Origin of the sequence: Herbidospora daliensis (genome assembly GCF_001570585.1) — a bacterium.
Classification (GTDB): Bacteria; Actinomycetota; Actinomycetes; order Streptosporangiales; family Streptosporangiaceae; genus Herbidospora; species Herbidospora daliensis.
In genome coordinates this window covers 390,329-410,334 of sequence record NZ_BBXF01000006.1, presented here as the reverse complement: position 1 = coordinate 410,334, position 20,006 = coordinate 390,329, and the positions used below count along the sequence as shown (strand labels likewise).

The following is a 20,006-nucleotide window of genomic DNA, read 5'->3' as shown; positions in this document are numbered from 1 at the left end:
CGGCTTACGAGCGGGGGAACTCGCAGCGGAAACCGGTGTCGGTCCGCTCGCAGAACCGGGGGACGTTCTGCCGCGGACCGGGCTGGTCGACGACCACCCCGAACTCGGGCCGGTCGTCCCGCCAGGGCCGATCGACCATGACCACGAGCAGGGCGCCGACGACGACGCCCACCAGGCCCGCGGCCAGCAGGGCGACCAGGCCGAAGCGACGGCGGGGGGCCGGTTCGGAAGCGGAGACGGTACGCCACCCGGGGGCGTCCCATCCGGCCCCGCCGGGTCCGAAGGCGTATCCGGCGGGGGGCTTCTTCGCGGCGGTCTGGCCGCGGAACCGATAACGGGGCGGCGCGGGCGAGGCGAAGGCGCCCGCACCAGGCGAAGCGGACGCCGTACCGGAAGCGGTCGCGGGGGCGGTCCGGGCAGGACCCGGGCCGGCGGAAGCCGCACCGGACGGAACCGCTCCGGCGGAGGCCGGGACCGAGAAATCCGTGGTGCCGAAGGCTCCTGCGCGGGCCGGGTCGGGAACGACGGACTCCGTGCCGTGAGAGGCGAAGGCGCCTGAAGAGGGGACGGCGCCGGGACCCGAAGAGGTCGCGCCGGTGGTGTCGACTGCGGGGATCTCCCTGGTGGGGGAGTCGGCCGGGTCGCGCGGCGCGGTGTTCGTGTCTTCAGTGCCGCGCGGCCCGGCGTCGTGATCCGTCATCGCGAATCTTTTCTCCCTTTAACACCCCAAGGATGCAGCTCCCGGGATTGATACTGCCTGATCGCCCGTAAGAGGCGTGTAAGCACATTCCGGTCTGCGACCTGGGTCGTAGGACCGAATCCGCCGCTAGGCGGAAGGTGCCGGGAACTGCGCATACGTACTCTTGAGGCGTGCTCGGCAAGCTACGCGCCCTACGGCGGCGACATCTCGCGTCCATCGACGCGCTGCTGGTGTCGCCGCTGGTGCTCTACTGCCTGCTGAGCGCCTCGGAGTTCGCGAACGGTTCCTACATCGGCGGCGGCAAGGCCATCGGGCTCTGGGGGGTGCTCGGGCTCTCGGCGGTGCTCGTCGGGCCGCTGTTCTGGCGGCGGCGCTTCCCGCTCCACGTCATGGCGCTCATCTCGGCGGTCAGTCTCGTCCAGTGGGTCACCGGGATCGGCGCCCTGCCGGCCAACCAGGCCGTGCTCATCGCGATGTTCACGGTCGCCGCGTCGTGTCCGCTGCCGTGGGCGATCGGCGCCGGGCTCGTCGCCGAGGTCGGGACCGCGATGGTGCTGCAGTCGTGGGGCGACCTCGACCTGGAGCTCTTCTTCAGCGCCTCGGTGTTCGTGGTCGCCATCTGGATCGGCGGCATCTACCTCAACATGCGCAGGCGCTTCGTCGCCAACCTGGTCGACCGCGCCGAACGGGCCGAGAAGGAACGCGACCAGCAGGCGCTCATCGCCACCGCCGCCGAACGCGCCCGGATCGCGCGGGAGCTGCACGACGTCGTCGCCCACAACGTCAGCGTCATCGTGGTCCAGGCCGACGGGGCCGGGTTCGCCATCGACAGCGATCCCGACCAGGCCAAACGGGCGGTCGAGGCGATCTCGGCGACCGGGCGGCAGGCGCTGGCCGAGATGCGGCGGCTGGTCGGCGTGCTGCGCGACGACGGGGCCGAGTCGGAGGAGTACGCGCCCCAGCCGGGGCTCGGGCAACTTGACGATCTTGTACGTCAGGTGCGCGCGTCCGGGCTGCCGGTGGACATCCGGGTGGAGGGCACGCCCGATCATCTCGCGGAAGGACTACAGCTGGTGATCTACCGGATCGTCCAGGAGGCGCTGACCAACACCCTCAAACACGGCGGGCCCGGGGTCAGCTCCACGGTCCAGGTCGTCTACGGCCCCCGCGACGTGCTGCTGCGCATCGCCGACGACGGCCGGGGCGCCGCCTCCGCCACGGGAGAGGGCGGCCACGGCCTCATCGGCATGCGCGAACGGGTCTCCATGTACGGCGGCGACGTCCACGCCGCCCCCAAGCCCGGCGGCGGCTTCCTCGTGGTGGCGCGCATCCCGGCGGGGGGCGCACGATGATCCGGGTCATCCTCGTCGACGACCAGGAGCTGGTCAGGGCCGGGTTCCGGATGGTGCTGGGCGCGCAGCCCGACATCGAGGTGGCCGGCGAGGCCGGCGACGGGTCGGCCGCCGTCGAGCTGGTCAAGGGCGGCCTGGCCGCCGACGTCGTGCTGATGGACGTGCGGATGCCGCGCATGGACGGGGTCGAGGCCACCCGGCTGATCACCTCGTTGCCGAACCCGCCCAAGGTCCTCATCCTCACCACGTTCGACCTCGACGAGTACGCCTTCGCGGCGATCCGGTCGGGCGCGTCGGGCTTCCTGCTGAAGGACGTGCCCCCGGCCGACCTGCTGAGCGCGATCAGGTCGGTGCACGACGGCGACGCCGTGGTGGCCCCGTCGACCACGCGGCGGCTGCTCGACCTCGTCTCCGCCTACCTGCCCGAGGCGCCCACCGCCCCCGAACCCGACAGCCTGACCGCTCGGGAGCGGGAGGTGCTCGTCCAGGTGGCGCGGGGTCTGTCGAACGCCGAGATCGCGACCCGGCTCACCCTCGCCGAGGCCACCGTGAAGACCCACCTGGGGCGGATCCTGGCCAAGCTGGAGCTGCGCGACCGGGCGCAGGTGGTGGTCTACGCGTACGAGACCGGCATGGTCGGCCGAAAGTCTGACACCCGGCTACCTCCCCGGTAGCAGCACCGGCCCCGGAGGCGACCGGAGAACCAGGCGAAAGCCGTCCGGGCGACCGAAGAAAGGTCAAGCGCGCGTCAATAGCGTTGCTGACCATGACGATGACTACCGACGTCCGCGCCGCCGTCGTGGCACGGGGGCTCAGCAAGACATACGGCCAGGGCGACGCCGCCGTGCACGCGCTGCGCGGCATCGACGTGAGCTTCGCCACGGGGGCGTTCACGGCGATCATGGGGCCGTCGGGGTCGGGCAAGTCCACCCTGATGCACTGCCTGGCCGGGCTCGACACGGTCAGCTCGGGGCACGTGCACATCGGCGACGCCGACATCACGACCCTGTCCGACAAGCAGCTCACCCTGCTGCGCCGCGAGCGCATCGGGTTCGTGTTCCAGGCCTTCAACCTGCTGCCCACCCTGACGGCCGAGCAGAACATCCGCCTGCCGCTGGAGATCGCCGGACGGCAGGCCGACCAGGTCCTGATGGACCGCGTGGTCGAGACCGTGGGGCTGCGCGACCGCCTCTCCCACCGGCCGAGCCAGCTCTCGGGCGGCCAGCAGCAGCGGGTGGCGGTGGCCCGCGCCCTCATCAGCAAGCCCCAGGTGATCTTCGCCGACGAGCCCACCGGCAACCTCGACTCCCGCAGCGGCGCCGAGGTGCTGTCCTTCCTGCGGCGGTCGGTACGCGAACTCGGCCAGACCATCGTGATGGTCACCCACGACCCGGTGGCCGCCTCCTACGCCGACCGCGTGGTGTTCCTCCGCGACGGGCTGCTGGTCAGCGAAGTGACCCAGCCGACCCCGCAGAGCGTGCACGACATGCTGCTGAAGCTGGAGGCCTGAGCCGTGCTGCGCACCACACTGGCCGGGCTGGTGGCACACCGGCTCCGGCTGCTGCTCACCTCGCTGGCCATCACCCTGGGCGTCGGCTTCATCGCGGGCACGTTCGTGCTGACCGACACTATCGAGCAGGGCTTCCGCCAGCTCTTCACGGCCGACGCCGACAAGGTCGCCGTCGCCGTCACCCCGAAGGACGAGGACATCCCGCACGAGGTGCTGGCCAAGCTCACCGCGCTGCCCGGGGTGTCCGGCGCGCAGGGGCTCGTCCGCGGCACCGCGCCGCTGCTCGACAAGTCGGGCCGGGCCGCCGGCAGCACCGCGACCAGCGGCATCTCCGTCGAGGCCGGGCCGCTCGACCGGACCAGCTACGTCACCGGCACCGCCCCCGGCGGCCCGGGTGAGGCGGTGCTCGACGAGAACACCGCGCGGACCCGGCAGTTCGAGGTCGGCGACACCGTCACCGTGCTCGACCTCGCCGAGAAGCGCCGCCAGTTCACCCTGGTCGGCCTCATCGACGTGGGCGTCGACCAGCACCTCGCCTACACCGGCGCGGTCGGGTTCGACCCCGCCACGGCGCGGGAGATGACCGGCGAGAAGGGCTACCACGAGATCGACCTGGCCGCCTCGGCCGGGGTCTCCCCCGAGACGCTCAAGCAGACGGTGGCGGCGGCGCTCGGGCAGACGTACACGGTCAAGACCGGGGAGGAACTGGCCCGGAAGCTGGCCCTCGACAGCAACGTGGAGCTCGACTACCTGGTGCTCGTGCTGCTGCTGTTCGGGTGCGTGGCCATGTTCGTGGCGGCGCTGGTCATCTACAACACGTTCAACATCCTGGTCGCGCAGCGGACCCGGGAGATGGCGCTGCTGCGCTGCATCGGGGCGACGCGCGGGCAGGTGTTCCGGTCGATCCTGCTGGAGTCGGCGGTCGTCGGGCTGGTCTCGTCGGTGCTGGGGCTGCTGGTCGGGCTCGGGCTGGGGGCGCTCGGCCTCGCCGCGCTGGGACGGTTCGACGCGCCGGTCCCGACCGGGGCGAGCGTCGCGCTGACGCCGCGCACGATCGTGCTCGGGCTGGTCGTCGGGCTGCTGGTGACCGTGGTCGCGGCGGTGCTGCCGGCCCGCGGGGCGACCCGGGTGGCGCCGATCGCGGCGCTGCGCAGCCAGGTCGAGGAGCAGACGTTCCGCGCCGGGCTGGCCCGCTCGCTCATCGCGGGTCTGCTGCTGGCGGGCGGGCTCGGGCTCACCGCCGTGGCGATCTGGGTGCTCGACGGCAACACCGGCCTGCTGGTCGCGATGGGCGGCGGCGCGGTGTTCTTCCTCGGCGTGATCGTGATCGGGCCGGTGCTGATGAGCCCGCTGAGCGCGTTCGCCGGGTGGGTGCCGCGCAAGGTCTTCGGCGTGCCCGGACGGCTGGCCGTCGACAACTCCCGCCGCAACCCGAAGCGGGCCGCCACCACGACGGTCGCGCTGACCATCGGCGTCACCCTGATGACCCTCATCTCGGTGATCACCGCCAGCACCCGCGAGACGGTCGTCAGCAGCCTCGACGACCAGTTCCCCGTCGACTTCATGATCACCGCGCAGTACGGCCGCGCCGACGGCATGCCCCTGCTGCCCGCCGAGGTGCCCGCCACCCTGCGGACGCTGCCCGAGGTCGGGCTGGTCGCCGAGATGCGCCAGGACGACACCGGCGAGATCGCCAGCCTGCCCGACCGCGCCGTGTTCCGGCCGGAGGTCCTCTCGGGCTCGCTGGCCGCGTTGACCCCCGGCACCGTCGCGTTGTCGGAGCCGCAGGCCGAGAACCTCGGCGCCAAGGTCGGCGACACCGTCTCCCTCACCACTGCCAAGGCCGGGAAGGTCAAGGTGAAGGTGGCCGCCCTCCTCGGGCAGGACGGCCTGAACGGGACCATGCCCTACACGATCGCCGCGCCCGACTTCGAGAAGTACTTCGGCGCGGTCGGGCCGGTCCGCGTGTACGTCAAGGTCAAGGACGGCACGGCCGCCGACGTCTCCCGGCGGGCCGTCGAGGCGGCTTTGACGGCCTACCCGACCGCGCAGCTGGTCAGCGCGGCCGACGTGCGCGGCGAGTTCGACGAGGCGTTCGACATGATGTTCACGATCTTCGCCGCGCTGCTCGGCCTGGCCATCCTGATCTCGCTGCTCGGCATCGCCAACACCCTGTCGTTGTCGGTGCACGAACGCACCCGGGAGTCGGCGCTGCTGCGCGCCCTCGGCCTGACCCGGCCGCAGCTGCGCGGCATGCTCTCGATCGAGGCGCTGGTGCTGGGCCTGGTCGGGGCGCTGGTCGGCGTCGTCATCGGCGTCGCCTTCGGGTGGGCGGCGCTGCAGACGATCCCGAACGAGACCGTCTTCATCGTGCCGGTCGGGCAGGTGCTGCTCTACCTGGTCCTGTCGGCGCTGGCCGGGGTGCTCGCGGCGGTGCTGCCCGCCCGCCGCGCGGCCAACGCCTCCATCGTGGGCTCGCTCGCGGCCAGTTAACGGGGCACGTGGTCGGGCCACTGCTCGGCCACGAACTCCGGCCCCAGCAGGGGGCGGACGGCCAGTTCGCCGGTCCGCCGGTCGATGACGATGCAGCCGCCCCCGACGGTCGACGGCAACACGCTCGGGTCGTCGGGCTCGTCGTCTCGCGCCCAGGCCACGAACCCGTCGTCGAAGGCGTAGACGACCACCTCGGCCGAGCGGGCCCGCCCCCCGTTGAACCACTCCTCGGCCAGCGCGCGGGCGGTGTCCGGGCTCACACCCGCTGCCCCGCGCGGTCGAGGACCACGCAGAACACCCCCGTCACGTTCTCGTACGGCGGCTCGATGGCCATGTGTCCCCGCTGTGCGTCGATCCACAGCACCTCCCCCAGTGAGTTCACCGCGTTCCACGCGTGGCTGCCCCCTTGGGGCCAGCGCGTGATGAGCACGGTCGCGGCGCCGTGCCCGGCCGACCGCAACCGCCCGGCCACCACCCCGTAGGCGCGGCGGCCCTGCCCGACGTACTCGAAACGATGGCCGAGCCACTGCTCGGCCCTGGCCACCCCGCCCGCCTCCCCCGAGAGGACGGGTTTGCCCACCCGGTCGTACTCGGGCTGCCGGGCCGCCGCCACGACGGGTTCGCCGTGCCACGACGACATGACCGACAGGGCGCAGTCGATGGCGTTGGTCGACCGGAACGGGTCGTCGGTCGGCCCTTCGGCGTTGATCAGCCGGATCCAGGTGCCGCGCGGATCGGGGAACCTGCCGGCCAACGCCTCGGCGAGATCACGTTGCGCCTCCGGGTCGGGTCTCGCCAGCCCGCCCGGCACCCCGTAGGGCCGCGACTCCTCCAGGTGGCGCGGCCGGGAGGCCCGGTCGAACCAGTCGTCGCCCGTCGGCGGCAGCCGGGACGGCAACTGCGACGGCCACGGATCGAGGGACGGCGCGGGGGTCTCGGCGGCCTTCTCGTAGTCACGCCACCTGCGCCCGTCACCGGTGACGACGGGATTGTAGACGCCGGTCGGCAACCGCCACCGGGACTGACGCTCGGCCATCGACCCCTTCCCTTCGATGTGACCGATGGTAAGGGGGTGACTCCGATGAGCAACCGGCTTTCCCGAATCCTGCCGTCTAGGTGGTCTCGATGAGAACCTGGTGGTAGCCGGTGGCGCCGTTAGGCTCGGGCGGCGCGCCCCGGTCGGTCTGCGTCTCGCCGGTCTCGTCGGTGGCCCGGCACGACAGATTGTGCAGCCCGCTAGCCAGGTCGACCTCGATCGACCACTGCCGCCAGGTGTCCAGGCCCGGCACCTCGGCCAGCTTCGCCTCTTGCCACGGCCCGTCGTCGACCTTGACCTCGACCTTCGCGATGCCCTTCGTCTGCGCCCAGGCGACCCCGGCGATCACGTTGCGGCCCGGCTTGGTCTTGTTGCGCGGGGTGTCGATGCGCGACTGCGTCTTGATCGGCCCCTTGGCGTCCCAGCCCCGATCGGTCCAGTACGCCGTCTCCTCGTCGAACCGGGTGAGCTTGACGTCGACGACCCACTTGGTGGCCGAGACGTAGCCGTAGAGGCCCGGCACGACCTGCCTGACCGGGAAGCCGTGCGCGACCGGGAGCGGCTCGCCGTTCATGGCGAAGGCGAACAGGGCGTTGCGGCCGTCCATGACGACCTCGACGGGGGTGCCGGCGGTCCAGCCGTCGGCGCTGGTCGACAGCAGCATGTCGGCACCCGCCTTGATCCCGGCCTCGCGCAGCACCCCGGCCATGGCCACGCCGAGCCAGCGGGCGTTGCCGACGTAGGGGCCGCCGACCGGGTTGGAGACGCACGCGAGCGTGAGGTCGGCCTCGACGATGGGGCGTTTCAGCAGGTCGGCGAAGGTGAGCTCGATGGGCCGGTCGACCATGCCGTGGATCTTCAGCGTCCAGGTGTTGGGGTCGACGTTGGGCAACGCGAGCGCGGTGTCGACGCGGTAGAAGTCGTGGTTGGGGGTGACGAACGGCGACAGGTTCGGCACCCTGAAGTCGACCCCGGCGGGCAGCGGCGGCAGCGGCTTGGCCGGTTTCGGCAACTCGGCCGCCACCTGCGCCCGCTCGGCGGCCACGTTGTTGCGATCGCCGATCCACACCCCGGCCGCCCCCGTGACCACGGCCACCCCGGCGCCCGTGGCGATCCCGGTGAACAGCCGGCGCCGGTCGATGGTGCGAAGCCGCTCACCGGCGAGCATGACGGGCGGCTGCTCCAACGGCTCGGGCCCGGCGGCTTCCTCGGCCGGTTCCTCCATTGGATTCTCGACCGGCTCCTCGCCCGGTTCCTCGACTGGTTCGAGCCGCCGGAAGAGCCGGGACAACGTGGAAGCTCCGGCCCAGGCGGCGAGCAGGGACGGGAGCACGTCGAGCATGCCCGCGTCGGGGCGGGTGGCCGCCGCCCAGGCGCCGAGGACGCCGAACGCCAGCAGGGCCAGCCGGCCGTAGCCGAGCCGGATCCGGGCCAGCACCCCGAAACCGGCCGCCAGCAGGGCGATCACCACGAAGATGCCGCCGAGGAGGACGACCTTGTCGTTCTCGCCGAACGTCGCGATGGCCCAGTTCTTCAGCCACGCCGGGGACAGGTCGACGGCCGCGTTGCCGACCGCGACGACGGGTGAGGAGTCGCCGCCGATGACGCCGGACGCGAGCTGGCCGACGCCGACGGCCACGGCGGCGGCGGTCAGCCCGGCGAGGGCCGCGGCCCAGGGGGGCGCGGTCGAGCGAGAAGTCACACCTGGATCCTACGAACGCCCTGTTCGTAAGGGAGCCCCAAGTTCTTACGAAACGGAGAACACCTCGGCCAGGACCGGCACCATCGCCCGCATCGAGATGCCGCGATGGGAGATCGCGTCCTTCTCGGCGGGCGGCATCTCGGCGGTGGTGCGGGTCTCGCCGTCGGGCACGAAGATCGGGTCGTAGCCGAAGCCCATCGTGCCCCGGCGCTCCCGGATCACGTGGCCGTGCATGACCCCCTCGACCACCCGTTCCTCGCCCGAGGGCAGGGCGAGCGCGGCCACGCAGGCGAAGTGGGCCTGGCGGCGGTCGTCGGGCACGTCGCCGATCTGGGCCAGCAGCAGGTCGAGGTTGGCCTGGTCGTCGCCGTGGCCGCCCGACCAGCGGGCCGAGAAGATGCCGGGCATGCCGTTGAGGGCGTCGACGCACAGGCCCGAGTCGTCGGCGACGCAGGGCAGGCCGCTCTGCCGGGCCACGGTGTGGGCCTTGAGCAGGGCGTTCTCGGCGAAGGTGAGGCCGGTCTCGGCGACGTCGCCGATCTCGGGGAACGCTTCGAGGCCGACCAGCTCGATCGGCAGCGCGGCCTCTTCGAGGATGCGCCGCAGTTCGACGATCTTGCCCTGGTTGCGGGTGGCGAGCAGCAGCTTGGTCATGCGAGGGCGGCCTTCTGGAGTTCGGTCAGCTCGGCGCAGCCGAGCGTGGCCAGGTCGAGCAGGTCGTTGAGGGTGCCCCGGTCGAACGGCGCCCCTTCGGCGGTGCCCTGCACCTCGACGAACGCGCCCTTGCCGGTCATCACGACGTTCATGTCGGTCTCGGCCTTGACGTCCTCGACGTAGCAGAGGTCGAGCAGCGGGGTGGTGCCGACGATGCCGACCGAGACGGCGGCCACCGAGTCGACCAGCGGGTCGCCGGGGCACATGCGCTTCTTGCGCATCCAGGCGACCGCGTCGGCCAGCGCGACGTAGGCGCCGGTGATCGCGGCGGTGCGGGTGCCGCCGTCGGCCTGGAGCACGTCGCAGTCGAGCACGATCGAGTTCTCGCCGAGCGCCTTGTAGTCGACGCAGGCCCGCAGGGACCGGCCGATGAGCCGGGAGATCTCGTGGGTGCGGCCGCCGATCTTGCCGCGTACCGACTCGCGGTCGCCGCGGGTGTTGGTGGCGCGCGGGAGCATCGCGTACTCGGCGGTGACCCAGCCGAGACCGCTGCCCTTGCGCCAGCGCGGCACCCCGCTCTCGACGGAGGCGGCGCACAGCACCTTCGTGCCGCCGAATTCGACCAGGACCGACCCCTCGGCGTGGGCCAGCCAGTTCCGCGTGATCGTCACCGGCCGGAGCTGGTCGGGCGAACGTCCATCAGTGCGAGCCATGGGCCTCACCCTAGGTCATAGACCGCACCGGATCGGGCCAACTCGATCTCGCCCGAATAGCCGCCCCGGTCGGCGTCGGCGCGGACGCGGGCGTCGTCGTGCCAGGGCACCAGGTGGGTGAGGACCAGCTTGCCCGCCCCGGCCTTGGCGGCGTGCTCGGCGGCCTGGCGGCCGGTCAGGTGGAGGTCGGGCGGGTTGCCGGGCTCGTCGAGGAAGGACGCCTCGCAGAGCAGCAGGTCGGTGTCGCCGGCCAGGCCGATCAGGGCGTCGCACTCGCCGGTGTCGGCCGAGTAGGTGACCGAGCGGCCGCCGTGGGCGACGCGGAAGCCGTAGGTCTCCACGGGGTGGTTGACCAGGGCGGTGGTGACCTGGAAGGGGCCGATCTCGAAGGCGCCCGGCGACAGCGCCGTGAAGTCGAAGGCGGTCTCCATCTTCGGCTCCTGCGGCATCCCGTAGGCGGCGTTCAGCCGGGCGGCGGCCGTCGAGGGGGCGTACACGGGGATCTTGGGGTGCGGAGCGCCGGGGCCGTAGCTGCGCACGACGTGGTAGCTGCACATGTCGAGGCAGTGGTCGGCGTGCAGGTGGGACAGGCAGATCGCGTCGAGCTCGAACGGGCTGACGTGCCGCTGCAGCGCCCCTAGCGAGCCGTTGCCGAAGTCGACGAGCATCCGGAAGCCCTCGGCCTCGTAGAGGTAGCAGGACGACGGGCTCTGGGGGCCGGGGAAGCTGCCGGAGCAGCCGACGACGGTCACTTTCACGCTGTGCCTCCGAACACGGGCGCGGCCAGTTCGACCGCTTGGATCTCCGGCCCGAGGAACCGCCGCCCGAGGGTCTCGAACAGCAGCGTGTCGCCGGTCGTGCCGAACCGGTGGGCGGGCACGCCCGAGGCCCGCACCAGGCCCCGGTCGCGCAGCACCCGGAAGACGTCCTTGGCGGTCTCCTCGGCGCTCGAGACGAGCGTCACGCCGTCGCCGGCGACGTAGGAGATCGCGCCCAGCAGCAGGGGGTAGTGGGTGCAGCCGAGGATCAGGGTGTCGCAGCCGGCGTCGAGGATGGGCGTCAGGTATTCGCGCACCGCCTCGATGACGGCCTCGCTCTCGGTCTCGCCGCGTTCGACGAACTCGACCAGGCGCGGTGCGGCGACCCCGACGAGTTCGACGTGCGGCGCGGCGGCGAAGGCGTCCTGGTAGGCCATCGACGCGATGGTGGCCTGGGTGCCGATCACCCCGACCTTGCCGTTGCGCGTCGCCGACGCCGCCCGCCGGGTGGCGGGCTGGATGACCTCGACGACCGGCACCCGGTAGCGCTCGCGGGCGTCGCGCAGCACCGCCGCGCTGGCCGTGTTGCACGCGATCACGAGCATCTTGACGTCGTGGGACACCAGATGGTCGAGCAGTTCCAGGGCGTAGGACCGGACCTCGGCGATGCGCTTGGGGCCGTAGGGCTGGCGGGCCGTGTCGGCGACGTAGAAGACCGGTTCGTTGGGCAACTGGTCGATGATCGCGCGGGCTACGGTCAGCCCCCCGAAACCGCTGTCGAAGATCCCGATGGACCCCTGACCATAACTCTCCACCACGGAGTCAGCTTATGGCCGATCATGCTGCGCGTCCCCGTGACACCGAGCACACTCTTCAGCCGCGTCCGACCCTCGCGAGCTGCCGCGACTGCGCCACGAGGCGTCCGGCGGAGTCCCACACCTCGACGTCCTCGTCGAACCAGCCGTCGGCGACCAGCCGCCCGGCGGCGACCACCGTCAGCCAGCCCGGGGCGGGCAGCGCGCGCAGGTGCCAGGTCAGCTCGACGGTCGGGGCCCAGCCGCGCAGGCCCGCGTTGAAGACCACCGGGGGCAGCGCGTCGACGGCCAGGGCCAGCACGTAGGGGTCGGGCTCCTGGCCGTGCCGCAGCCGGAAGTAGGCGCGCGACTCGGGACGGCCGGTCGGCTCGCCGGTCAACCAGCCCACGGTGGGCGGGTCGAACCGCAGCTCCATCTGGCCGTTCAGGTTCATGTTCGACTCGGGCTTGGGCTCGGGCAGCGGCAGGCACGCCTCGGGCGGCGGCATCGCGTGGGCCGGCTCGCCCGTGTAGACGGGCTCGGCCAGCGGGTCGAGGGTCGCGGTGGTGACCAGCGTCTCCAGGATCGGGCCGTCGGCGCCGACGAGCGACGCACGGCTGATCGTCGTGGTCTTGCCGGTCTTCACCTGCTCCACCCTGACCCGCGCCGGGCCCGACCGGCCGGCCCGCAGGAACTGGGCGCTGGTCGAGACCGGGTGCTCGTGCGGCGAGTCGTCGACCGCCGCCCGCAGCAGCACGGCCATCAGGTAGCCGCCGTTCAGCGGGCCCCCGACCGAGTAGCCGTCGTCGAGGCGCACGTCGTAGACCCCCTCGCCGGCCCGGACCGCCCGGGTCGCCTCCCCGAAACCGCTCAACACACCCTCCCGAATGTTGTTCTGGAACACTGTATCTTGACTGGTCCATAGCCGTCCGTACAGGGAGATCCGGGCATTCACCGGCCATGACGGGACGGGAACTGATCGGTCAGTGCGTATGGGACGTACGCGGGGTGTGGGTCGGCCACGTGGTCGACGTGCGCATGGTCACCGGCAGCCGCAACCCGTTCAAGAAGGCCGCCGAACCCGAGACCGCCGGGCTGGTCGTGTCGGCCACCCGGGCGCAGTTCCTGCTCGGCGTCCACCGCGACGCCAACGGCCGCGTCAACGGAACGCTCCAGCAGCTCACCCGGCTCCTGTACGCCCGCAGCCTGGTCGTCCCCTGGGATCTGGTCGAAAGCAGCGATACCGGAGAAGTGCACCTCAAAGAGCCGAAAGATGTCCTTCAGCGCCAATAGTCAAGAAGCCTGCAAGCGGTTCGCTACCGGCACGGCATACTTTCAGACTCGTCGGAGATCACCCCACTTTGCGAGTTGACCCCATGCCTGCCGAGAACCCCCCCGGTTTCCCCTATGACATCAGCGGCGGAGACCCGGACCGGACCATCAACTACCGCACGCCGCAGCAGCAACCGCAGCCGCAGCCGCACGTAGAGCCGACCCGGATCGACTTCGGCGGCACCCAGCAGATGTACGCCCCCCAGCAGCCCCCGCAGCCCGGCCAGTGGCGCCAGCCCGAGGAACTGGGCTACGACCTGCCCCCCGTGGTGCACGCGCCGGTCCAGAAGCGCGGCCCCAAGGGCGCCATCATCGCGGTGATCGTCGCCGTGGTCGTCGGCCTCGTCGGAGCCGGCGGCGTGTGGGCCTTCTCCGCCCTGAGCGGCGGCGGCGCGCAGCCCGCCGAGGCGCTCCCGGCCGGCGCCCTCGCCTACGCCCGGATCGACCTCGACCCGGCCGCCAACCAGAAGCTGGCCCTGTTCAGCATCGCCCGCAAGTTCACCGTCACCCAGGACGCATTCTCGGGCGACGACCCGCGTGAGGCCTTCTTCAAGGCGATCTCGTCGGACAACGAGAGCTTCAAGGACATCAACTACGCGACCGACATCGAGCCCTGGCTCGGCGACCGCATCGGCTTCGCCGTCATGCCCGGCAAGGACGCGAACCAGCCCGGCTTCGCCCTGGCGATCCAGGTGAAGGACGCCGACGCGGCCCGCGCCGGCATCGCCAAGCTCGACGCCGGCTCGGACACCAAGACCGGCGTGGCCATCAGGGGCGACTACGCCATCGTCTCCACCACCCAGGCGGAGGCCGACAAGTACGCCACCGGCCCCACCCTGGCCGAGTCGGCCAACTTCTCCGCCGACATGGAAGCCCTGGGCGAGCCCGGCGTGCTCTCCTTCTGGGGCGACCTCGGCCAGCTCGCCGCGATGGGCGGTGCCGCCGTCGCCGACCCGGCGCTGACCGACCAGCTGAAGAACGGCCGCTTCGCGGGGGCGCTGCGGTTCGACGGCTCGTACGCGGAACTCGCCGCCATCACCCGCGGCGTGCAGAGCCCCGTCACCGTGCAGACCAGCCCGGTGAAGCTGGGCGAACTGCCCGACACCACCGCCGGGGCGCTGGCCATCTCGGGCCTCGGCGAGGGCGTCAAGAACGGCTGGGACCAGATCCTCAAGTCGGTGGAGAGCACCGGCGGCGGCGCCCAGTTCAGCCAGTTCGTCACCCAGGCCCAGCAGCAGTTCGGCCTGAACCTGCCCGACGACCTGGCCACCCTGCTCGGCGACAGCATCACCGTCGCGATCGACTCGCAGGGCCTCGACGGCAACATGCCGAACGCCGGCGCCGTGCTGGCCACCGACCCGGCCAAGGCCGGCGAGGTGCTGACCAAGGTCGAGCAGGCGCTCGCCGTGGCCGGCGCGCCGCTCCAGCTCGCCAAGGCCCCCGGTGACGGCAAGCTGGTCGTGGCCACCAACCAGGACTACGCGAACAAGCTCGCCGCCGGCGGCACGCTGGCCGACAGCGAGACCTTCCAGACCGCGGTCCCGAACGCCGACACCGCCGGGTTCGGACTGTTCGTCGACCTCGACAAGATCGAGAACCTCTACCTGCAGGGCATGTCGAACGAGGACAAGGCCAACCTCCAGGTGCTCCGCGCGGTGGGCATGAGCGGCGGAACTTCGGGGAGCGACGCCAACTTCTCTCTGCGCGTGCTGTTCAATTGACATACGGGAAGGACCCCGCCTCAACTCTCAGGGAGGCGGGGTCCTTCTCCTTTGTGTTTCTGTGTTTCTGGCGTTAAGCCCAGAGTTGCCCTTCGAGGCGGTCTTCGGCCTCGTCGAGGGTGCCCTCGTAGGCGCCGGTCGACAGGTACTTCCAGCCGCCGTCGGCGACCACGAACACGATGTCGGCCGGCTCGCCCTCCTGCACGGCCTTGCGGGCCATGCCGACGGCCGCGTGGAGGGCGCAGCCGGTGGAGATGCCGGCGAAGATGCCCTCGGTGGCCAGCAGCTCACGGGTGCGCTTGAGGGCGTCGGCCGAGGTCACCGAGTAGCGGGTGGTCAGCACCGACTCGTCGTAGATCTCCGGGATGAAGCCCTCGTCGACGTTGCGCAGGCCGTAGACGAGCTCGCCGTAGCGGGGCTCGGCGGCCACGATCTTCACGTCGGGCTTGTGCTCGCGCAGGTAACGCCCGACGCCCATGAGGGTGCCGGTCGTGCCCAGGCCCGCCACGAAGTGGGTGACCGTCGGGAGGTCGTCGAGGATCTCCGGACCGGTCGACTCGTAGTGGGAGCGCCAGTTGGCCGGGTTGCCGTACTGGTAGAGCATGATCCAGTCGGGGTGTTCGGCCGCCAGGCCCTTGGCCACCCTGACCGCCTCGTTGGAGCCGCCCGCCGCGGGCGACGAGATGATCTCGGCGCCGTACATGCGGAGCAACTGGCGGCGCTCCTCGGAGGTGTTCTCAGGCATGACGCAGATCAGCTTGTAACCCTTGAGCCGGGCCGACATCGCCAGCGAGATGCCGGTGTTGCCGGAGGTCGGTTCGAGGATCGTGCAGCCCGGGGTGAGCACCCCGTCCTTCTCGGCCTGTTCGATCATCCACAGGGCGGGCCGGTCTTTGATCGAGCCGGTCGGGTTGCGGTCTTCGAGCTTGGCCCAGATCCGCACGTCGGCCGACGGCGAGAGGCGGGGCAGCCCGACGAGCGGGGTGCGGCCGACCGACTCGATCAGCGAGTCGAAACGCATCGCTGATCAGCCACCGGCGACGGCGGGCAGCACGGTGACCGTGTCGCCGTCGGAGACGGGGGTGCCGAGACCGCCGAGGAACCGGACGTCCTCGTCGTTGAGGTAGACGTTCACGAACCGGCGGAGCTTGTCGTTCTCGACGAGCCGGGCCTTGATCCCCGGGTGCCGGGCCTCCAGGTCGCCGATCAGCTCTTCGATCGTGGCGCCGGAGGCGTCGACGGCCTTGGCGCCGTCGGTGTAGGTGCGCAGGATGGTCGGGATGCGGACCTCGATGGCCATGTCTCGTTCTCTCTTCTTGTCTTCAGGTCTGTGGTGTACGGGGAAATGTGAACGTCAATGACAGTCGTAGACCACGACGGAAGGAGAGTGCGCGAAGAGGTACGGTTGCACGCCCAGGGACATGTCATCCATTTTAAACGCCCGGTTCCAGGATCTTTACGTCCTCCTCCTCGATCACGCCGTCGACGATCCGGAACGACCGGAACTGGGCGAGAGCGGTGGAGTAGAGGACGTAGTGGGCTCCCGGCTCGGAGGCGTAGGAGACGTCGGTGCGCGAGGGGTAGGCCTCGGTGGCCGTGTGGGAGTGGTAGATCACGACGGGCTCTTCGTCGTTGTCGTCCATGTCACGCCAGACGCGGAACTGCTCCATCGAGTCGAACCGGTAGAACGTGGGCGAGCGCTCCGCGTTCTCCATCGGGACGAACCGCTCGGGCACCCCGGCCCGCCCGGCGATGACGCCGCAGGCCTCGTCGGGGTGGTCGGCCGTCGCGTGGGCGATGATCTGGTCGACCAGTTCGCGCGAGATCGTCAGCATGCCCGCGAACCTACCAAAGCGCCTGAACGAGGGTGTCCTGCAGGTAGGTCAGCCAGTCGTAGGTGACGAAGGCCGGGTAGCGGGGGTCGTCGTCGCCCATCTCGGCGATCTCTTCGTGGATCTCCTCGGTGACCTCAAGACGTACACCCAGCACCAGCCGCAGGTCGTTGAGGGCGCGCAACCAGGCCTGCGCCTGTTCGGGGGTCAGGGTGACCTTGCCGCCGACGGCGGTCTCGATCAGGGTGAGCGCGTCGGCCCGCTTGGCGTCGCGCAGGTCGCCCTCGGTGTAGCGGCGGAACTCGGCGGAGGCGGCGTCGTCGTCGGCGTAGGCCGACGGGAACAGGCGGGCCAGCACCGGGTCGGTCGGCTCGGTGGCGGGCCCGATGCGCAGGGCGCGCTCCAGCGGGTCGTCGCCGGTCTCGCCCGGCTCGACCACGTCGAGCACCATCGAGGCGACCAGCGACCGCAGCACGCTGGCCTCGGCCGTGTCGAGGTGGACGGACACGCCTTCGCGCGTCGCCTTGAAGCCGCGGCCCATCAGCCGTCCTTCTGCAGGGTGGCCCAGAGGCCGTAGGAGTGGAGGGTCTGGACGTCGCGCTCCATCTCCTCCCGTGTGCCGCTCGACACGACGGCCCTGCCCTTCTGGTGGACGTCGAGCATGAGCTTCTCGGCCTTCTCCCGGGCATAGCCGAAGACGCTCTGGAAGACATAGGTCACATAGGACATGAGGTTGACCGGGTCATTCCAGACGATGGTCACCCACGGCAAATCTGGGCGAACGTCAGCTATCGGACGCTCAACCTCGATCGGAGCGGTGCTACCCACATCCCCAATCCTGCCTCACCGCGGTCGTACTCTCGACTCGTGCAAACGTCCATGAGCTCGGCCTTGCTAACAGACATGTATGAGTTGACCATGTTGCGGGCGGCGCTGGCCGGCGGCACCGCCCATCGCCGCGCGGTGTTCGAGGTCTTCGCCCGCCGCCTGCCCGCGGGCCGCCGCTACGGCGTCGTCGCAGGCACCGGCCGGGTCCTGGAGGCCATCGAGGCGTTCCGCTTCGGCGAGCCCGAGCTGGAGTTCCTGCAACACGTCGTCGACCCGCCGACCCTGTCCTTCCTCGCCGACTTCCGTTTCTCCGGGGATGTGTACGGCTACCGCGAAGGTGAGACGTACTACCCGGGCTCCCCGATCATGGTCGTCGAGGGCACCTTCGCCGAGGCGGTGGTCCTGGAGACGGTCGTCCTGTCGATCCTGAACCACGACTGCGCGATCGCCTCGGCCGCCTCCCGCATGACCCACGCGGCCCAGGGCCGCCCGCTGATCGAGATGGGCTCGCGCCGCACCCACGAGAGGGCGGCCGTCGCCGCCGCCCGCGCCGCCTACCTGTGCGGCTTCGCCACCACCTCGAACCTCCAGGCAGGCCGGGAATACGGCCTCCCCACGGCCGGCACCAGCGCGCACGCCTTCACCCTCCTCCACGACTCGGAGGAGGCGGCCTTCCGCGCCCAGATCGACGCCCTCGGCCTCTCGACGACCCTGCTGGTCGACACCTACTCGGTGGAGGAGGCCGTGCGGACGGCCGTGAAACTGGCCGGCGGCGACCTGGGCGCGGTCCGCATCGACTCGGGCGACCTGGGGGTGGTCGCCATCGAGGTGAGACGCCAGCTCGACTCGCTGGGCGCCGACCGCACCCGCATCGTGGTCACCGGCGACCTCGACGAACACGCCATCGCGGCCCTGGCCGCGGCCCCGGTCGACGGCTACGGCGTCGGCACGAAACTGGTCACCGGCTCGGGCGCGCCGACGGCCAACCTGGTCTACAAGCTGGTCGACCGCGAAGACGCGACGGGCGCCATGAAGCCGGTCGCCAAGACCTCGGTCGGCAAGCCGAGCCGGGGCGGCCGCAAGTGGGCCTACCGTTCCGTGTCGGGCGGGCTCGCGGTCGGGGAGATCGTCGCCAACCACCCCGACGACTCCCTGGGCCGCCCGCTGCTGACCCCGCTGGTGCGGGCAGGCGAGATCGTCGGCCGCGAGCCTCTCGACGACGCGCGGGCCCGTCATGAGGAGTCGATGCGCGAATTGCCACAAATCGCCCACAGCCTCTCGCCCGGCGACCCGGCTGTGCCTACTATTTTCTCCTGATCGCGGGAGAGCGGCGCATGAGGACGACGCCGGTCTCCCGCGATCTTCTAGATTGGGACGTATGACCACCGCGCTTGTGATCGTCGACGTGCAGAACGACTTCTGCGAGGGCGGCAGCCTGCCCGTGACCGGCGGCGCGGGCGTGGCCGCGGCGATCAGCGTCCACGTCGCGCGGGGCGACTACGACCACGTGGTGGCGACCCGCGACTACCACGTCGACCCCGGCACCCACTTCGCCCTCGACCCCGACTACATGACGACCTGGCCCGCCCACTGCGTGGTGGGGACGTCCGGTGCGGAGTTCCACGACAACCTCGACACCGAGCCGATCGAGGAGATCTTCAGCAAGGGCGCCCACGCGGCCGCGTACAGCGGGTTCGAAGGGCACTCCGGCGACGGGGTGCCGCTGGCCTCGTGGTTGCGGACGCGCGGGGTCTCCCGGGTGGACGTGGTGGGGATCGCCACCGACCACTGCGTGCGCGCGACGGCGATCGACGCGCGGACCCAGGGCTTCGACGTGCGGGTGCTGCTCGACCTGACGGCGGGCGTGCTGCCGATCACCACGGAAGTGGCGATGACGGAGATGGCGGCGGCCGGGGTGGAACTGACGGGCCGCCCGATCGTGGCGGACGAATCGGAAGCCTGACCCGCTTCGAGTTGCCATTGCTCAACGTAGGGATACGCTTACCTAGCGTCATATCCTCTAGGTCGGCGGCTGGTCATGTTTGCTCTTGCTCTTGGTGTGTCGTGGTTGGTGCTGGCGCCCGTCTGCGTCTGGCTGCTCTTCGGGATCGGTCAGCCGCTCCGCAATCGCCTGGGCGCCGTCGCGACGATCCTCGCCCTCGAAGGCGCAACAATCTTCCTCGCCACCACCGCCCCGCATCCCGCGCCCCCGCCCGTGGCGGCGGTCATGCCGCCCCGCCCGGTCCCGTCGCCGACCGACGTGTCGTGCCCGGTCCGGCTACCGCACCCCGACGAGGTACGCCTGTCCCGCACCCACGTCACCATCCTCTGGCCCGCCGTCGTCGGCGAATGCGACACGGCGGCGGTCGTCCTCGGCGAGAAGGGCAACCGCCTGAAGGTGTGGGTGCACGAGGGCGCCCTGGTGGGCAACCACCAGGCATCGGTGGTCCCGGTCAACATCGACGGCTCGACGGCCTTCGTCGACGTCGCCCGCAAACTGGCCCGCCACCACTGGGTCGCCGTCGACGGCCGCAGCGGCAAACGCATCCCGACCATCACCCACGGGTAGCCGATCGGCGGA

General features: G+C 71.1%; 23 protein-coding genes. 9 read left to right on the top strand and 14 right to left on the bottom strand.

Going from position 1 to position 20,006, the window contains the following annotated elements; genetic code table 11:
- Positions 1–4 precede the first annotated feature (4 nt).
- Positions 5–700 (bottom strand): hypothetical protein, encoded by a 696-nt coding sequence (locus tag AW274_RS30130; protein ID WP_062439097.1) that lies wholly within the window; start codon positions 698–700, stop codon positions 5–7.
- Between the two features lie 170 nt (positions 701–870).
- On the opposite strand from AW274_RS30130, the gene AW274_RS30125 reads away from it, so the two are divergent.
- The 4 genes from AW274_RS30125 to AW274_RS30110 all read left to right on the top strand — a co-directional run bounded on the left by AW274_RS30125 (position 871) and on the right by AW274_RS30110 (position 6,055).
- Positions 871–2,052, top strand: coding sequence for a sensor histidine kinase (locus AW274_RS30125; protein ID WP_063813700.1), 1,182 nt, complete (start codon positions 871–873; stop codon positions 2,050–2,052).
- A complete protein-coding gene (locus tag AW274_RS30120; RefSeq protein WP_062439091.1) occupies positions 2,049–2,726 on the top strand; it encodes a response regulator transcription factor in 678 nt (225 codons plus the stop codon). The genes AW274_RS30125 and AW274_RS30120 overlap by 4 nt, the downstream gene beginning before the upstream one ends.
- A 92-nt stretch (positions 2,727–2,818) precedes the next feature.
- The gene (locus AW274_RS30115) at positions 2,819–3,562 is read left to right on the top strand and encodes an ABC transporter ATP-binding protein (RefSeq protein ID WP_062439508.1); all 744 of its coding nucleotides are present in this window, start codon (positions 2,819–2,821) and stop codon (positions 3,560–3,562) included.
- A gap of 3 nt (positions 3,563–3,565) precedes the next feature.
- Positions 3,566–6,055, top strand: a complete 2,490-nt coding sequence (locus AW274_RS30110; RefSeq protein WP_062439088.1) for an ABC transporter permease — start codon at positions 3,566–3,568, stop codon at positions 6,053–6,055.
- Here AW274_RS30110 and AW274_RS30105 read toward each other — a convergent pair.
- From AW274_RS30105 to AW274_RS30070, 8 genes are all read right to left on the bottom strand, one after another.
- The gene (locus AW274_RS30105; RefSeq protein ID WP_062439081.1) at positions 6,052–6,315 is read right to left on the bottom strand and encodes an SUKH-4 family immunity protein; all 264 of its coding nucleotides are present in this window, start codon (positions 6,313–6,315) and stop codon (positions 6,052–6,054) included. The genes AW274_RS30110 and AW274_RS30105 overlap by 4 nt on opposite strands.
- A complete protein-coding gene (locus AW274_RS30100) occupies positions 6,312–7,091 on the bottom strand; it encodes a toxin glutamine deamidase domain-containing protein (RefSeq protein WP_062439078.1) in 780 nt (259 codons plus the stop codon). The genes AW274_RS30105 and AW274_RS30100 overlap by 4 nt, the downstream gene beginning before the upstream one ends.
- A gap of 76 nt (positions 7,092–7,167) precedes the next feature.
- Entirely contained in the window at positions 7,168–8,793 is a 1,626-nt protein-coding gene (locus tag AW274_RS30095; protein WP_062439072.1) for a molybdopterin-dependent oxidoreductase, read from the bottom strand.
- Between the two features lie 45 nt (positions 8,794–8,838).
- Positions 8,839–9,447: an RdgB/HAM1 family non-canonical purine NTP pyrophosphatase gene (gene rdgB / locus AW274_RS30090; RefSeq protein WP_062439067.1), complete on the bottom strand. Its 609-nt coding sequence runs from the start codon at positions 9,445–9,447 to the stop codon at positions 8,839–8,841.
- Complete coding sequence (rph, locus tag AW274_RS30085; RefSeq protein ID WP_062439060.1) at positions 9,444–10,160, bottom strand: ribonuclease PH; 717 nt, start codon at positions 10,158–10,160, stop codon at positions 9,444–9,446. The genes rdgB and rph overlap by 4 nt, the downstream gene beginning before the upstream one ends.
- Before the next feature lie 5 nt (positions 10,161–10,165).
- The gene (locus AW274_RS30080) at positions 10,166–10,918 is read right to left on the bottom strand and encodes an MBL fold metallo-hydrolase (protein WP_062439057.1); all 753 of its coding nucleotides are present in this window, start codon (positions 10,916–10,918) and stop codon (positions 10,166–10,168) included.
- On the bottom strand, positions 10,915–11,736 hold the full coding sequence (murI, locus tag AW274_RS30075; RefSeq protein WP_232320494.1) for a glutamate racemase: 822 nt from the start codon (positions 11,734–11,736) through the stop codon (positions 10,915–10,917). The genes AW274_RS30080 and murI overlap by 4 nt, the downstream gene beginning before the upstream one ends.
- Positions 11,737–11,791: 55 nt before the next feature.
- Entirely contained in the window at positions 11,792–12,589 is a 798-nt protein-coding gene (locus AW274_RS30070) for a thioesterase family protein (protein WP_369408683.1), read from the bottom strand.
- Positions 12,590–12,672: 83 nt separating this feature from the next.
- Here AW274_RS30070 and AW274_RS40655 point away from each other — a divergent pair, with 83 nt between their 5' ends.
- The gene (locus AW274_RS40655; RefSeq protein WP_157520796.1) at positions 12,673–13,005 is read left to right on the top strand and encodes a hypothetical protein; all 333 of its coding nucleotides are present in this window, start codon (positions 12,673–12,675) and stop codon (positions 13,003–13,005) included.
- A gap of 83 nt (positions 13,006–13,088) precedes the next feature.
- Positions 13,089–14,765 (top strand): DUF3352 domain-containing protein, encoded by a 1,677-nt coding sequence (locus AW274_RS30060; protein ID WP_062439047.1) that lies wholly within the window; start codon positions 13,089–13,091, stop codon positions 14,763–14,765.
- 73 nt (positions 14,766–14,838) lie between these two features.
- Here AW274_RS30060 and AW274_RS30055 read toward each other — a convergent pair whose 3' ends face one another.
- From AW274_RS30055 to clpS, 5 genes are all read right to left on the bottom strand, one after another.
- Positions 14,839–15,786, bottom strand: a complete 948-nt coding sequence (locus AW274_RS30055) for a PLP-dependent cysteine synthase family protein (protein ID WP_062439044.1) — start codon at positions 15,784–15,786, stop codon at positions 14,839–14,841.
- Positions 15,787–15,792: 6 nt separating this feature from the next.
- A complete protein-coding gene (locus tag AW274_RS30050; protein ID WP_030455581.1) occupies positions 15,793–16,065 on the bottom strand; it encodes a MoaD/ThiS family protein in 273 nt (90 codons plus the stop codon).
- Between the two features lie 133 nt (positions 16,066–16,198).
- A complete protein-coding gene (locus tag AW274_RS30045) occupies positions 16,199–16,600 on the bottom strand; it encodes a M67 family metallopeptidase (RefSeq protein WP_062439040.1) in 402 nt (133 codons plus the stop codon).
- Between the two features lie 10 nt (positions 16,601–16,610).
- Complete coding sequence (locus tag AW274_RS30040; RefSeq protein ID WP_062439035.1) at positions 16,611–17,138, bottom strand: DUF2017 domain-containing protein; 528 nt, start codon at positions 17,136–17,138, stop codon at positions 16,611–16,613.
- Positions 17,138–17,425, bottom strand: a complete 288-nt coding sequence (clpS, locus tag AW274_RS30035; protein WP_062439033.1) for an ATP-dependent Clp protease adapter ClpS — start codon at positions 17,423–17,425, stop codon at positions 17,138–17,140. The genes AW274_RS30040 and clpS overlap by 1 nt, the downstream gene beginning before the upstream one ends.
- A gap of 75 nt (positions 17,426–17,500) precedes the next feature.
- Between clpS and AW274_RS30030 the strand changes: the two genes are divergently transcribed.
- The 3 genes from AW274_RS30030 to AW274_RS30020 all read left to right on the top strand — a co-directional run bounded on the left by AW274_RS30030 (position 17,501) and on the right by AW274_RS30020 (position 19,994).
- On the top strand, positions 17,501–18,742 hold the full coding sequence (locus AW274_RS30030; protein ID WP_232320492.1) for a nicotinate phosphoribosyltransferase: 1,242 nt from the start codon (positions 17,501–17,503) through the stop codon (positions 18,740–18,742).
- A gap of 61 nt (positions 18,743–18,803) precedes the next feature.
- Positions 18,804–19,388 carry a nicotinamidase gene (locus AW274_RS30025; RefSeq protein ID WP_062439028.1) on the top strand — a complete coding sequence of 195 codons (585 nt, stop codon included), beginning with the start codon at positions 18,804–18,806 and terminating at the stop codon, positions 19,386–19,388.
- A 96-nt stretch (positions 19,389–19,484) separates the two neighbouring features.
- Positions 19,485–19,994, top strand: coding sequence for a hypothetical protein (locus AW274_RS30020; protein WP_062439026.1), 510 nt, complete (start codon positions 19,485–19,487; stop codon positions 19,992–19,994).
- The last annotated feature ends 12 nt before the right edge of the window (positions 19,995–20,006 follow it).

Coding starts and splice junctions, on each gene's coding strand:
- AW274_RS30130 (WP_062439097.1), bottom strand. CDS start 700: ATGACGGATCACGACGCCGGGCCGCGCGGCACTGAAGACACGAACACC.
- AW274_RS30120 (WP_062439091.1), top strand. CDS start 2,049: ATGATCCGGGTCATCCTCGTCGACGACCAGGAGCTGGTCAGGGCCGGG.
- AW274_RS30115 (WP_062439508.1), top strand. CDS start 2,819: ATGACGATGACTACCGACGTCCGCGCCGCCGTCGTGGCACGGGGGCTC.
- AW274_RS30100 (WP_062439078.1), bottom strand. CDS start 7,091: ATGGCCGAGCGTCAGTCCCGGTGGCGGTTGCCGACCGGCGTCTACAAT.
- rdgB (WP_062439067.1), bottom strand. CDS start 9,447: ATGACCAAGCTGCTGCTCGCCACCCGCAACCAGGGCAAGATCGTCGAA.
- rph (WP_062439060.1), bottom strand. CDS start 10,160: ATGGCTCGCACTGATGGACGTTCGCCCGACCAGCTCCGGCCGGTGACG.
- AW274_RS40655 (WP_157520796.1), top strand. CDS start 12,673: ATGACGGGACGGGAACTGATCGGTCAGTGCGTATGGGACGTACGCGGG.
- AW274_RS30060 (WP_062439047.1), top strand. CDS start 13,089: ATGCCTGCCGAGAACCCCCCCGGTTTCCCCTATGACATCAGCGGCGGA.
- AW274_RS30055 (WP_062439044.1), bottom strand. CDS start 15,786: ATGCGTTTCGACTCGCTGATCGAGTCGGTCGGCCGCACCCCGCTCGTC.
- AW274_RS30050 (WP_030455581.1), bottom strand. CDS start 16,065: ATGGCCATCGAGGTCCGCATCCCGACCATCCTGCGCACCTACACCGAC.
- AW274_RS30045 (WP_062439040.1), bottom strand. CDS start 16,600: ATGCTGACGATCTCGCGCGAACTGGTCGACCAGATCATCGCCCACGCG.
- AW274_RS30040 (WP_062439035.1), bottom strand. CDS start 17,138: ATGGGCCGCGGCTTCAAGGCGACGCGCGAAGGCGTGTCCGTCCACCTC.
- AW274_RS30030 (WP_232320492.1), top strand. CDS start 17,501: ATGTATGAGTTGACCATGTTGCGGGCGGCGCTGGCCGGCGGCACCGCC.
- AW274_RS30025 (WP_062439028.1), top strand. CDS start 18,804: ATGACCACCGCGCTTGTGATCGTCGACGTGCAGAACGACTTCTGCGAG.